This is a genomic window from Filifactor alocis ATCC 35896 (assembly GCF_000163895.2).
Taxonomy (GTDB): Bacteria; Bacillota; Clostridia; order Peptostreptococcales; family Filifactoraceae; genus Filifactor; species Filifactor alocis.
This window is the reverse complement of sequence record NC_016630.1, coordinates 1,019,785-1,035,121: the sequence shown is the minus strand read 5'-3', so window position 1 is coordinate 1,035,121 and position 15,337 is coordinate 1,019,785. Positions and strand designations below refer to the sequence as shown.

Genomic DNA, 15,337 nt, shown 5'->3' with positions numbered 1-15,337 from the left:
AAAGCAGATAGATGGATTTTATCGGATTGGATAATGACTATATTGCGGGTGTTTTTGTAAAAGAAACAATGCAATCCGGGAGAAAAGGAATTTTTAATGGTTTGGAATCGTTAACTTCCAATTTGTGTGGGAGAAACACAGAATCTCGATAAGGGTGGGTTCACTATTTAACGATTATAACGTTGAATAGTTTATGGATATGTTTCCGTAAACAACCGGCTTGATATGACATTCATGCAGTCGTATCGAGCCATGTGGAATGCGTAACACTGCTTGTACGAGCTACAAAGTAGCGAAGTAGAAGCAGATGTACGTCCTATGCAAGGCACGCCCAAGAAAACGAGCAAGGTGAAGTTTGATTGGCTGCGTGCTACTGCAAACTAGATTCTAAGAAATATATTAGTGTAGAACTTACGATGGATGATATGGATTTAATAAGTGCTGAAAGTAAGGCAACATATAAACAAATTCAAAACTATGTTTTGGAAAAGTTTAGGTTTAAAGTATCTACTCTGTACATTGCACAAGTTAAGAAAAAGCATGGTTTAGAAGTTAGGGAACACTATAATATTCCAAAGAACGAGAACCAGAAAGTTCCACAGTGCTCAATTGAAAAGGAAGAAGCTATTTTGAATGCGTTGAAGAATTTTAAGATGTTGTAATATTAAAACAATAGGGGGGGATTATAGACAGTGGCTAATATTGAAAGTATTAAACAAAAAATACTACAACTGGATGCAGGTTCATTTCAAAATCTTTGTGATTCTTATTTATATAAAACGGGCTATCCGAGTATAGTATCTCTTGGTGGAGAAGCAGGTACACGAAAGACCACTTCAGGTACACCTGATACATATTTTATTGCATCAAATGGAAAGTATGTTTTTGTTGAATACACAACTCAGAGGACAAACTTATTTGCAAAAATTAGGGATGACCTTGAAAAATGTCTTGATACAGCAAAGACAGGTGTTCCATATGACAAAATCTCTGAAATTATTTATTGTCATACTTCATCAAACCTTACACCCTTTCAAGATAGTGAAGTAAAAAAACTGTGTGCAGATGTTGGAGTTAAGCTTGTAATTATTGGAATTGATAAGCTTGCAGAAGATATATATCTTTTCCATCATAATCTTTCACGTGATTTTTTGGGAATATCAATAAGTACAGATCAAATTCAATCATATGATGAATTTATTAATAGTTACAATGCAAATAGAATGGCTGCTCCAATTGACACTAAATTTCTATTCAGAGAAAAAGAATTTCAAGATATCATCAATGCTTATCTTAAAGTGAATGTTGTTATACTTAGTGGTTCATCAGGTACGGGAAAAACACGTTTAGCTTTGCATTATGTAAAAAATCATGCAGATGCTAAGAATGAAAAGACTTACTGTATTCATAGTAATGCATTACCAATATACGAGGATTTAAAACTTTTTTTAGATAGACCAGGAGATTATTTTCTTTTTATTGATGATGCCAATCAATTGTCAGGACTGCAGCATATTATCCGATACGTTAGTATGAAACCAGAGGGATATAATGTAAAAATACTTATTACAGTAAGGGATTATGCACTTCAAAAAGTGATAAACGATGTTCGAGCAATCACTTCTTATGAAATTGTGAATGTAAATGTGTTTTCAGAGAATGAGATTAAGGAATTACTTGAAACTTCATTGGACATTTTGAATTCAGACTATCAAGAACGAATTATAAGAATTGCAGAAGGAAATGCTCGTATTGCTATACTTGCTGGGAAAGTAGCATGCAGTTCAAATCGTTTGGAGTCTATTGATGATGTGTCACAATTATATGAAGATTATTATGGTTCTAATTTAGAAAATAATCAATTTTTTATAGACAAAAATCTGTGTATAACTTCTGGTATAATTGCTTTTCTTGAAGCAATTCATTTAGATTATATTGATGCACTTTTACCAATTTTACAGGAAAAAGGGTTAAATCGAGATAGTTTCATTGAAAATATCCGTATGCTTCACGAGCGGGAGATTGTCGATATTTGTAATGATAAAGCTGTTCGTTTTTCTGATCAATGTTTGTCTAATTATTTGTTAAAATATATTTTCTTTGACAAAAAATTACTTAGTTTGTCGAAAATGATTAAAGCTTGCTTTTCAAGTTACAGAGAGAGAACTGTATCTTCTGTTAATACGTTACTTAATATTTTTAAAAATAAGGCACTTTTAAATTTTGCTGAGAAAGAAATAAAGTTATTATGGGATGAATTATCAACAGAAAAATCGCCAATCTTCTTTGAATTTGTAAAAGTCTTTTTTCGCATTAATCCTACGGAAACACTTTTGCTTTTGCAAAATGAAATTGAATCTGAAGAAAGAGTGATTTGTGAATGGATCGATATAGATACTAAAAAAAGAAAAAATTATCAACATGTGGAAAATGATATCATTAAAATTCTTGGTGGATTTGCAGATATGACTGATTTGCCAACCGCTTGTGATTTGTTTTTTCAATATTATCTAAAGCGACCAGATTTATTTATGGAATTTTACCATGCAGTTAATATATATTTTGGTATTCAGAGGGCTTCTTTTCGTAATAGTTTTTATACTCAAATAACTTTTTTTGAAAAAATAATAGAATATTCAAATGATTGGAAACAAGAATTTATAATAATAGTTTTCTTACAGATAGCGGAAAAATTTCTGAAGTTAAATTTTTCTCCAGCGGAGAAAGGACGAAAGAATGCAATAACCATATATCAGATTCCACTAACTATATCTAAAGGTGTTGAAAAATATCGTGAGTTCATTTGGGAATCGTTAACTTCTTTGAGTAAAATTGAAAAGTATAGAGAAAAAGTTAGGGAAATTCTTAGTTCTTATGGTGGCATTATTGACGATATAAGCATTCCTATTTTACAATTTGATTTAAAATATATTGAATTAATTTTGAAGTTAAATTTTCCACCAGATGAATTGGCAAATTGCCTTTTAGCAGACAAAATAGTGCAAGTTTTTAGCAGAACGAATTATTCTTGTGAATCCTTGTTTTCTGAATATTTTGAAGGAGAGGGCTTTCAATTATATTGTCTTCTTAAAGGACCAGATTATAAAGAAACTGGTTATGAAGAAAATAGAAAACAAAAGCAGCAATCAATTAATCATTACACTTTGAATTGTGATTTACAGATATTTAAGAAGTTAATTGATGTTTGCAACGGTATTTCTGAGCTAGATAACCATTCATATTGGGAGGTCGGTGAAGGATTAGGCATTGCCTTTGATGCTATTTCCGATAAAGCAGATTGGTATGTTGATGCAATTAAATATTATATCAAAAACGATACACCAAACAATTTACATCCATACCATCTAGTAGACAATTTATTTTCATTATTATCCGATTCAGAAGTGTATGAAATTATTATTAGTGAAGAATATAGTCAGAAAAATGCTTGGACATATGCATATTATCATGAATTACCGCCGGGATTAATTACAGAAAAACATTTACAAGGGCTTTATGATTTTTTGAAAGATACTTCTGACAGATATATTACCTCATCATCAATGCGTGATGTAGATTTTCTGGATAAGTATAATGCAATAGATGAATTAGCATTAATAGAAGGTTGCAAAATTATTTTGGATAAAAAAGAGTATTCCTCTTTTATCGTGGATATTTATTTTGGCTTGTTATTTAATTATCATCATAATACACCAAGGGAAGTGATTCAAAAATTTAATTGCAATTTAGAATTGCTTGAAGAAATATACTATGCTATGTTGTCATATGATAAACATCATGATTATGACGGACAATTTTTGAAGGAAATATATTCGGTTAGACCTTCTATACTGGACAAGTATATAGATTATTTAATAAATAGTGACTCCTTTAGCGACCATCAAGAAAAGCATTGTTGCTTTTTTGATTTGGACGATTTTGTAGAAATATATAACAAAATTTTTGAGCAGTTGATAAGAAACCGTCAATATTCTAGGTTGTCAGTACCGTATTTTTTAGAATCTTTATTATTGCCAAAGCAAAATGAGAAAAAGCTGTTAGAAAGACAAGATATGTGGATTCGACAATGTATTCAACGATTCTTCAATGATGAAGCAAAAATGTATTGCCTATTTTCAGTTGTGTCAAAATTAGAGTTCAAAAGAAAAAAAGAGTATATATTGCTCTTTCTTAAGAATAATCCGTTGTTCGAAGACTTTGAAAAAATACCATTAACACCTACTTCTTGTAGTTGGTCAGGTAGTGCAGTACCTATGTATTCAGCTTGGATTGAATTTCTCGAATCATTGTTACCAAATTTTATAGGTTTAAAGTGGATAAAACATAAAAACTATATTGAAACAAAAATTGATGATTTACAAAAACAAATCGAAGCGGAGCAGATAGACGAGATTTTAAGAGGATGATTTATAAATACAAAAAGACTGTATAAATATATAAGTAAAACTATCAGTCAATTGACATTTCATGATGGTTTAACATACAAATAAATTGTAATTTGCTAGTGAGGTCAGTTCATTTGAAGGAATATATTGTGAGTTTGGAAAAAGAATTTTCTTTGATAGAACATGGATTCAAAGAAGAGGAAAAAAGAGCCTTAGCCGATTATAAATCAAATGATGATGAATTCATTAAGAAGTTGGCATTGTTAGCGTTCCAATCTGACGCTTATCAAGTTAGAATGTATGGAGTCTTTCTTTTTGGATACCTATCGGAAGAAGAGGATATTTTAACATTTATGCGAGATAAAGTTTCGAAAGATGCTAATTGGAGAGTTCAGGAGGTTTTGGCGAAAGCATTTGATGAATTTTGTAAAAAAACAGGGTATGAAAAATCACTTCCAATCATTGATACATGGTTAAGTAACAGCAATCCCAACACGAGGAGAGCCGTGATAGAGGGATTAAGAATATGGACGAACAGAGCATATTTTAAAGATCATCCGCAGGAAGCAATCAAACGAATAGCAGGATTAAAAGATGATACGAGTGAATATGTCAGGAAGTCGGTGGGAAATGCTTTAAGGGATATTAGCAAAAAATTTCCTGAGCTAATCAGAGTGGAACTCAATGAATGGGACTTAGAAAAGAAGGAAATCAGTCAAGTGTACAAGTTAGCGAGTAAATTTATTCGTTGACAATTGCGGTTTACAGGGGAACTAAACATTTCATTCCTTGGCTTGAAAGGTACATTGATAAGATTTTGTGACAAATTTCCGTGATTTTTTAAGAATAGTAGTGATTGTAAGTTGTTTGTATTGACTTATCTAATATTACTTTTAGTGTCAAAGTGATCACTGAAAAAGTAGACAATGTAATACATTTATGTTGCAGAAAGGATAGTAGGGAACATGTTAGATGAAATCAAAGCTTATTGGTATCGCTTGAAAAAAGAATATGAAAATAAATACAATAGACCATTTTTGAAAGATTTTGAGGAATCAAAAGAATATCTTGAAAAAATGGAAAGCTATCTTTTGGAAAGACAGGAAGAATATCCTTCGGATGTCGATGTGATATGCACACTTGCTTCTGTTCAATTGGAACTTAGATGTGGTGACAGTAACTATATCGAATTATTGGAGAGTTTCTTAAATAGATTTTCAGATACTTTAGATGATAGCGAGAAAGCAAGAATTTATACCAATATTGCTTTTTGTAACGATTATTCTAAGCTTGCATTAGAGTATTTGATGAGAGCCGAAGAACTAAAATCACCTTTTGCAGAAACGTATGCCGGTCTTGGACTTTACTATTTTGCTGAATACGAGTTTTGTAGAGATGAAAAAAACATATTATTGAGCAAGAAACATTTTGAAATAGCAAGAGATATGGATGAAAGCTATGAGTATTCTTTCAATTATGCAGTCTCTTTATATGAACTTAAGAAATATGAAAATGCCAAAAAAATATTTTTGGACTTGCTTAGAAAATATCCGAATCGAATGCGACTGATGTTGTGTATTGCCTATTGTGAGGCTTATCTCGGAAACAAAGAAAAAGCTATCTATTACTTGCAACAGGTAAAGGATGGACAAGATGATAATTATTCGTTAGACACTGATGTTATTGAGGAATATGAAATTTTTGATGTGTATTATATGCTTGACGAATACGATAAGTTTTTAACTTATTGCAATGAAGCGGTGGAATGTAATTGTTATACAGCGGATTGGGAACAGTATTATTATGTTTTATGGCAAAAGAATGAGAAAAAGAAGTTTGCTGAGCTGGAAGAAAAGAACAGAACATACTTTGAAAAAATGATAGCAGAAGCGATATCTGATGATTATTATGATAGTGAAGAAGAAAAGAAAGAAACGATTGCAGAATGGGAAAATCACAAAAGAAAGTTTGAAGAAATGATCTCTCGCATTAAGGAAGATGTTTCCAAACCCGAACTGCAACTGTCTTTGTATCCTGAGTATGTATGCTTTATGGTGGACTGTGTCAGACATCAATTTTAATCACATGATTGTACAAATCCTCATGTAACACCTGACATTATCTTGGAAAGAGAAGTGATGTCTATTGTTAAATGGGGATTTTTATGTTTCCTCATGTTATCGGTGTGTACTGTATTTCATGCTAAAACTTATTTTTTTATTGAATTTTGATGATATGATAGTGTCTACAACAGGAAAAAATGTTATTTCCTATGGGAGCAATTGAAGTAGCAGGAATAAGCTTGATGGAGTTATCAAAAAGCGAATCATCACTAAAAATTTTTAAGATAGAGTAAGTGAAACAGATGAATATTCTAAGAAAGAGGAATGGACAGTAATCATCCGTAGGTGCTTTTGTGATTTTCCAAATGATTTATTGCCGTATTTTTTATTTTGTAGTTCTAAAACGGATAAAATCAGATCTTTGTTGCGGTGTTTTTTACATCTCCGAATTTTCGAAAACAAACTGCGATGTTGCGGTTTATAGCTGTATATGATACAAAAGCGTTTGAACTGTCGTAATTTTGAATGCACTAATTAAAATAAGCAGAATAGATGTGTGGAGTGATTAATACTAATCACTGATTAAAGTTATAATAAAAATCTGTTTTTTAATGCTGTTATGTTTTCTTTTCTTTATTTATAATTATGTACTTTTAAAATAGTGTTTAGTATCAACTGCGAATAGGAACTTCATATTGGGACAAAGGGTAAGTGAATCGGAGAATTGTGAATAAGAATTTAATGCCGCGATAGAGGGTAAGCGAAATAGAAAATAGCGTAGGTTTCGAAAAAGAGTATTGTCACAAAACGACATCGATTGATAAATATCGGTTTATAACTGTCACAAGCGTGGTATAACAGTATTATCAAAGGCAAGATATATAGGAGGATATGCGATGGAGGTCACAAAACGATTGGAACATGAAAAATTAAAGAAGTTTCAAGTATTTAACGGAGCACAACTGAAATATATTGCATTTTTATCCATGTTAATTGATCATACAAACAATGCTTTGATTATTCCTATGCTTAATGGAGAAGGATTGTTGTTACATGTATCCAACTTATTTTCCGTTTTGGGGAGAATTGCTTTTCCCATCTTTATCTTTTTTATTGTAGAAGGTTTTTTCAAAACAAGCAGTCGAAAAAGATATTTGATAACACTATTAGCATTTGGAATGATATCGGAAGTTCCGTTTGATATGTTTACATCAAAAACTTTTTTTTCGCCGTATTGGAACAATATGATGTTTACATTAGTGCTATGTTTGATTACGATTTGGGTGATTGACAGTCTGAAAGAAAAGATTTCTAATAAAATTGTTTGGCATATAGCATCAATTGTCGTTGTAGCAATATGTAGCGCTGTGGCAATGGCGCTAAGCCTTGACTATGATTACCATGCCATTATTGTGGCTTATCTTTTTTATATCTTTTATGACAGACCGGTATTGGGAGCAGCTTTGGGATATCTATCCATTATAAAAGAACTCTATTCTTTTTTTGGATTCGGTATCGTGCTGACATACAACGGAGAGAGAGGAAGGCAATATAAGTGGTTCAACTATCTTTTCTATCCGGTTCATATTCTAATACTTGGAATGTTACGTTTTTACTTTAATATCTAAAGTCGGTTATTTTAATCGACATTTTATATAAAACAAAATCTATTTCAAAAGGAGATGTGTAAAGCTATGAAAACGAACAAAAAAACAAAGGTAATTTCAGCTTTGCTTATTTCAGGAGCTATCGGTTTGACGTTATTGTCAGCTCCATTTTCTGCATTTGCAGATACGGTAAAAAGTACGATTGGAACACAGAAAGCGAAAACCATTGCATTAAATGATGCGAAAGTAAAATCTTCTAATGCGAGATTTGTAACTGCAAAATTAGATAGAGAAGATGGTAGGATAGTATATGATATCGAATTTTATGTTGGCAATAGGGAATACGACTATGAAATAGACGCATATACAGGAAGAATCTTGTCAAAAGATGCTGACATTGAATATGTTGCTCCTAAGGCAGTGACCAAGAAACAACAGGGAAACATTGGAATTGCTAAAGCAAAGAACATTGCATTAAATGATGCGAAGGTGAAAGCTTCCAATGCAAGATTTGTAACTGCAAAATTTGATATCGAAGATGGTAAACAGGTGTATGAGGTTGAATTCTATGTCGGAAACAAGGAATATGACTATGTGATAGATGCAGGAACAGGAAGAATTCTTGAGAAAGATACGGATCTTGAAAATGATGTGATTGTTACTGCACCCAGTAAGACGCAAGGTGGAAAGTATATTGGTGCTGAGAAAGCAAAGAGTATCGCATTAAATCATTCCAAAAAAAAGGCTTCTGATGTAAGTTTTGTAAAAACGGAATTGGATCAAGATGATGGGAGAGTAGTATACGATATTCAGTTCTATTTTGGGAATAAAAAATACAACTATGAGATAGATGCAACAACAGGGAAAATTTTGTCATATGAAGAGGATAATGTAGACTTCGATTAAGATTTGTTGTATAGAATAAGTTTATAGAAGAGTATATTTGACGGGGATTTCATTTCAATTTGTTTGGGATGAAATCCCCTTTTTTTTACATTGTTCCAGAAAAATGATATACAGATTATTTTCGGTAAATGGTGTGGTGTTTTTTTTGAAAAATTTCAAAGTGTTTTCTAATGTTTACAAAAATATTTCAACGAGATAAAACATATGCTATGCTCTTCTCTTTTGTGGTATAATATTAAAATGGATGTATTGTGTTAGATTGATAAATCCTGATTACATTTTACTTCTATATGGTATCTGCGATTGAAGGTATTACATGATTGGTATTTCAATTACAATCGTTTTAAAACGAAAATGATAAATATTGAAAAAATGATATGGAAGGGGATTGCGAGGCAATGAAAAAGTCAATTAGCAAGAGAATAGCGTTACAAGAATGGATAGCGTTTTTCTTAGTTTTTATGTTGCTTTTGGGAGTGATGATTCCAAATAATGTTGTTCGTGCGGATAGCGAACAGAGTGATCCTCCAATGACAGGGCTTGAAATCACCGATGAGGGTAATATTTCGACAGAAGGAAATGACGGCAGTCAAGCTGAAGATGAAAACAGTGAGGGAAATGACGGCAGTCAAGCTGAAGAGGAAAACGGTGAGGAAGAAGCCGAACAAACAGATGAAGAAATGCAACCTTTTCCTGAAATGATACCGATGGAATTTGTTAAGGGAATTCCAATGGGAAATGGTAAACTTGTGGTATATGATGATAACGGCAACATAGTTGATGAATCAAACGGTGAAGGAACATCGGTGAGCGAATATAACTTGGCGACCATGACAGATACATCGTTTACCGTTAATTATACGCCATTCTCACACTTAGGAGCGGACGGAGAAAGAGAGTTCGGAAACCAAAAACTCGTAGTGGATATACCGCGTTACGGATTTAAGCTTACAAACCCCGGCAATGTAGGAGGGAACTTTAAAAAAATCACAATGCTGGATGAAAATGGAAAAGTCATTCCATTGGATGCAGCAACACAAAACAACTACGATAAAGTTGTGAAAATTATATATGATTTAAATGAGAATGTCCTTGGGGCTTTGGGAGCAAATGCAAATTTGACATTTAATATTACATTTAACAGACGCAGTTTGACTGCTGAAGAATGTGAAAAGTGGTTGAATGAAGGAAAGCTGGAAACAAATCTCAATGTTACCGCCTGCGAGGGGGAGAACAACGAGCAAATTAACAGCACAGGAAGTGCATCTGCATACAAGTGGAGAATGTCTCCCATCAATTATGATGACACAAAGACCACAGTAACGGGAGATAGACACCTTAATGCCAGCAGAATGGCAAAGATAACAAATTTAGCGATGTGGTACTTTCATGATACCGATCCTATGAGCGGACCCTTTACAGGTAATAGAGACTATTACTATTACAAACAAGGAACAATCCATGATGGAGATACTCCTTTAATGAAATTAAAGCACATTAAGCTCTATGCTCCTAAAACTGAAAACGCTGAAGGAAATTTTGTTTTTAACAAATTGCGTTCATTTGATGGAAAGTATGATAATGACCTTGCCGGATCTTTTGAAGTAAGTGAAGTAAAAAATGATGGGGACGGTAAGGGAAACTACTATATTTTAACGCCAAAAAGACCTATTTATAACAACGGAAGCGACCATAAATGGAAAGAAACATTTACAAATGGATTCACATTTGTATGGAAGGTTCTTGACGGAATAGATGATATAGGAGCAGACACCACATATGAAGCTACAACACCTGAATTTGTTTTTGAAACCCCCAACGGAACAGACGGCAAAAAGGAAGTTGTCATCAGTGAGCCTGATCAAGGTGTAAAGATTAAAACTTTAAAATCAAGTGTTGCAGACGGATATGCCATACATTCTTTTACAGGACAGGGATATCAACTATTTAAACATGGAGAGAATTTCTATACTGCAAATGCAGTATCCCCCGATGCCAATTATTCAGATATCGGCTATGCTCGTATGAGTAATGAATATTATATACTTAAAGATGAGAACGACCAATGGCATGAATATTTCCCAAAGAACAAGACGGGGAAAACAGTTGAAACCTATGAATTTCCAAAAGAAATTCAGCCCACTGCATGGACGGGAACTACAAGCACATGGGCAAAAGATTATTATAAGGTAGAAAAGGTTGTTTATACTACAGAAGACGGCGCAGAACATGAGGTGGCAGTAAATTCCTATGTGCATAGAACAAATGATATAGATAATTTTCCTAAAGTAAATTTTGGTACTTCAGGTGGAAGAGTTACCAAAGTGGAGGTGTATTGGGAACAGTTAAATAATGATATGTTTAATGCGAGTGTATATTGGGCAGGACGATATAACGCCACAACCCATAGAATGACAGAGGGGCAAAGTAAATTTGATATTTATGTAACACCCGAGGCATCGGGGCTCTTACAGGTAAAATATTCTGCTAAATCCACAGATCCGAATGCTGATTCAAATGATAATTTCGATTATGAAGCTAATAAAGCTGTAAAAAATTCTGTAAATAATTTGAGCGGAACAGCAAAGGATGATTTCTTTTGGACTACTGTAACAAAAAAGAAATGTACACCTTTGAAAGCGGAAAGTACAGGAGCCAGATTAAAAGAAAAGATTCTCTTCCCTAATCAAGCGGAAACCGGAACTTTTTATGATACTTGGACTCTCTTCTTTAACTATGGAACGAATAAGGAATTTGCTCCTGTGACGAAGAATCCAAGAATTGATTTAACAGTAGGAACTTTAAATCTTAAGGGATTGGAAACCAAGGCTGACAAAACAGGACTGCTTACCGGAAAATTCATAGCGAACAAAGCCTTAAGCGGATGGAAAATCACATATAAAACGGTCAATAACATGACCGATGCTGAAAGTGAAGAAAAAATATATAATATCGGTGATATTCAAGACGGAACTAAAATAAATCTCGGTATTAACAGAGATACTGAACATTTATCAAGCATTGTCTTAAGCTATGATGGAGAATATAACATGGACTCTTTTGCAGACAAAGAAACAGGAAGAGTTGTACTGTTCTCCAATATTGAATACGAGCTTAGAAATACGGATTTTAAAGGCAATCCCTTGTCTCTGGAATCTGATAAGGGCGTGTTTTATAATGCTAAGAACTTTTTTGTTCAAAATTTGGAAGGGAAATATTATAATGATAACTGTAGCGACGGGAATCATATTCATGATACCGGCAAAGGACAAGCCTTTGGAGATAGGGGATGGAATTCTATAATATTACCACAACGTTACGGTCTTTTGACAAGAACATATATTGTAACAAATAAGACGACAGATAATATAATTGTGAACAACGGTGATGATACCGTTAATGCCATTTCCCAGTCAGGCACAAGTATGCAAAAGGTAACTTTCCGGACAAAAGCCTATTCCTATGCTATGAATGCGGATGTACCGGAGATGGGAAAAATACCTTACGGAATTCCTGAATCTGCCTATGTTGAAATAACAGACAGTCAGTTTACTGCAGATGTGGATAAGTGTAAGTTTTTAGGCTATGATAACGCATCCGGTAATGTAATTATTAAGCAAGTTAAAGATGCTGACGGAAAAATATGGATTAAGATGTCCATTACAGACAAAGGAATAGAGGAGCTAAACAGAAAAATCCGAAAAATTACCAATGGTGATTGGTATCATTCATTCTATTGTGACTATAATGACGCTGCTCTCAAGTTTTTGGAAGACCCGATTGTCATTGCATTAAAAAGCTTTAAATACACAAGTGTTACAGTACCGGGAACAAATGAGCATCATCCATACGGAATGGTGTATTATGATATGAGCACCCTGGAGAGCAAGCTTAACGGCAGCAAAGAAGAGTACTACAGCTATGCAAAATTGGAAGGGGATTTATTTCAATTAAGTGAAAACGCTGCAAATGCCCTTGGTGCAACTATGGAGAAGAAACTTTTCGGATTAGACTTGGGCAATATAGAAGTAGTTGTATCCAAGAATGCAGCGGTAGGCTCAAACCTGTTCCCGGGAAAATATGAAAACATTGAATACGGTACAGCAGGAAGCAAGTTCCCTACACAGAAATTCCGTTCTGACGAGAAAGACAATTTGAGAGGAGATTTCTTCGTTCAAACATCGGATGCGGGTATTTTTGCGAACTATACGGCGATAATTGAAATCCCTAAAAAGAGCAAAACAGTGTCCTATACGGACCAGAACAAGACAGTTCAGACACCTGAGACGGAGTTTGATATGTTTCTCAAAGGGAAAGCGGAAATAATAGGAGACAGTCATCCGGGAAACAAAAAAATCATGTACAGCACAGATGGAGGAACCAACTATGTATCGGCAGGAGATATAGCAGATTGGTCAAAAGTAACCCATGTTAAACTTGATTTGGGACAGCGTCCTAAGGGAAGCCAAGTTAATATTAAACTGCCCCTTCGAGCTGAGCAAAAAACCACAACGGAAGAACTTGCAGCATATATGGGAGGTAGGTTTAAGGCAATAGATGAAACAGACAATGTGACAGAAGGATATATTAATCCTGCAAAATATATTTATGGAAATTATACGATTACTTCATCTGATGTTTGGTGGGATAAGAATGAAAACGGAAAACTTGATGCAGGAGAAGAAAAGGCTAAGGGTATTACATTAGAGCTCTATTCTCCGGATCATGCAGTAACAGTTAGCGGTAAGACAATTCCTAAAAATACATTGATTTCAAGTACAACTACGGATGAAAATGGAAGATATGAATTAAAGAGCTATATGTCCGAGGAAGACCAGTGGATAAAAGTCATTATGCCTGACGAGGAAACAAAACTAACCTTGAAAGCGGAAAAGCAGGATAAGATTAAAACCCAAAACTCTGATTTTGACAGAGAAAGCTATGCAACGGCTGAATTACCTAAATTAACAGGAGAAAAAATACTTGATTATATAGGTTGCGGACTGGTTAAACGTCCTAAGATAAAAGCGAATCAGGTAAAACTTCACGTGGGAGAAGAGTCGGGACAAGGAGCAGCCAATGCTGTTGCAACAAGCGATCACCCTACTGAAAATCCGGTAGTAAAATATCTTCCGTTGAATAATGCTGTTGCGGAAGTTTCCAATACTGGTAAAGTGAATGCGAAAATGACCGGGCAAACTGTTGCAGAGGTTACAACTGAAAATACACTTGCAGCAGGAAGTCAAGGAATCCCTGAAGATACTGTAAAAGCGGAGTATGATATCATTGTTTACGGAAAAGTAAATTACCATAAAAATCATGTTGATGTAACAGGAGAGGTACCGAAAGATGATAAGGAATACTATCCATCCGTTAAAGAAGATGGAAATGATGCTGATACAGATAAAGTGACTGTTTTAAATGCTGGTACAATGAAAAGATCCAGATATGTCTTTAAAGGTTGGAACACCCAGGCAGACGGTAATGGTACAATGTATTTGGAAGGAAACAGTTTTAAGACAGGAAAAATTGACAAAGACACAGAGCTATATGCGATTTGGTCTGTAGAATCGGGCGGAGGCACAACACCTGGAGATACAACACCGGGCGGAGGCACAACACCCGGAGGAGGCACAACACCCGGAGGAGGCACAACACCCGGAGGAGGAACACCACCGGGAGGAGGAACAACACCCGGGGGAGGCACAACACCTGGAACAACACCGCCGGAAGGGACATCACCACAGGATGGGTCAATATTGCCCGATGGTTCTACGCCACAGGGCGGCTCAACAGTGCCGAGTAAATCTACAATACCAAAGAATACCGGATTTTTGAAGAAGTCAGTATTGAAAAATATACCTCAAGTCGCTCATCATCTTCCAAAAACAGGAGATGGATTAAATCCAACGTTGTTTGCGAGCCTATCCCTTATATTGGGTAGCGCACTTACCTTTATAGGCTATAGACGCAGAAAAAATCAAAGATAAGAAAAAAGAAAAGAAACAACTTTCTCTTGATGTTGGAGTGGCTTGGATATACTGTTAGGATTGAAGAAATTAAAATTAACAGGGTAAAAATAGCGCTGTTAATCGTACACAATATCAATAGCAAACCAAAGTGTATCAAACAGTAATATTAGAAAGTGCAGACCTGCTCACATCGAGAAAAAATGATTGAAACACAAATAGAAAAAGCAAAGGAAAAGCAAAGGAAAAGCAAAGGAAAAGCAAAGGAAAAGCAAAGGAAAAGGAAAAGGAAAAGGAAAAGGAAAAGCTATCCTCTATCAGTATCTATGCGATAATATGATAGGATAAAGCAATAACAATGAAGAACTATCCTTTGTACAATAGAG

The 15,337-nt window shown here is 34.4% G+C and carries 7 protein-coding genes; all 7 read left to right on the top strand.

Going from position 1 to position 15,337, the window contains the following annotated elements; all coding sequences use genetic code 11:
- Positions 1-359 precede the first annotated feature (359 nt).
- The 7 genes from HMPREF0389_RS04590 to HMPREF0389_RS04560 all read left to right on the top strand — a co-directional run bounded on the left by HMPREF0389_RS04590 (position 360) and on the right by HMPREF0389_RS04560 (position 14,972).
- Positions 360-662, top strand: coding sequence for a hypothetical protein (locus HMPREF0389_RS04590; RefSeq protein ID WP_014262522.1), 303 nt, complete (start codon positions 360-362; stop codon positions 660-662).
- Positions 663-692: 30 nt separating this feature from the next.
- Positions 693-4,427 carry an nSTAND3 domain-containing NTPase gene (locus HMPREF0389_RS04585; protein WP_014262521.1) on the top strand — a complete coding sequence of 1,245 codons (3,735 nt, stop codon included), beginning with the start codon at positions 693-695 and terminating at the stop codon, positions 4,425-4,427.
- A 113-nt stretch (positions 4,428-4,540) separates the two neighbouring features.
- Positions 4,541-5,158 carry a DNA alkylation repair protein gene (locus HMPREF0389_RS04580; protein ID WP_014262520.1) on the top strand — a complete coding sequence of 206 codons (618 nt, stop codon included), beginning with the start codon at positions 4,541-4,543 and terminating at the stop codon, positions 5,156-5,158.
- Between the two features lie 213 nt (positions 5,159-5,371).
- Positions 5,372-6,487, top strand: coding sequence for a tetratricopeptide repeat protein (locus HMPREF0389_RS04575; protein WP_014262519.1), 1,116 nt, complete (start codon positions 5,372-5,374; stop codon positions 6,485-6,487).
- A gap of 878 nt (positions 6,488-7,365) precedes the next feature.
- A complete protein-coding gene (locus tag HMPREF0389_RS04570) occupies positions 7,366-8,097 on the top strand; it encodes a TraX family protein (RefSeq protein ID WP_014262518.1) in 732 nt (243 codons plus the stop codon).
- A 66-nt stretch (positions 8,098-8,163) separates the two neighbouring features.
- Positions 8,164-8,982 carry a PepSY domain-containing protein gene (locus HMPREF0389_RS04565; RefSeq protein ID WP_014262517.1) on the top strand — a complete coding sequence of 273 codons (819 nt, stop codon included), beginning with the start codon at positions 8,164-8,166 and terminating at the stop codon, positions 8,980-8,982.
- 398 nt (positions 8,983-9,380) lie between these two features.
- Positions 9,381-14,972, top strand: coding sequence for an LPXTG cell wall anchor domain-containing protein (locus HMPREF0389_RS04560; RefSeq protein WP_156775245.1), 5,592 nt, complete (start codon positions 9,381-9,383; stop codon positions 14,970-14,972).
- Positions 14,973-15,337 lie beyond the last annotated feature (365 nt).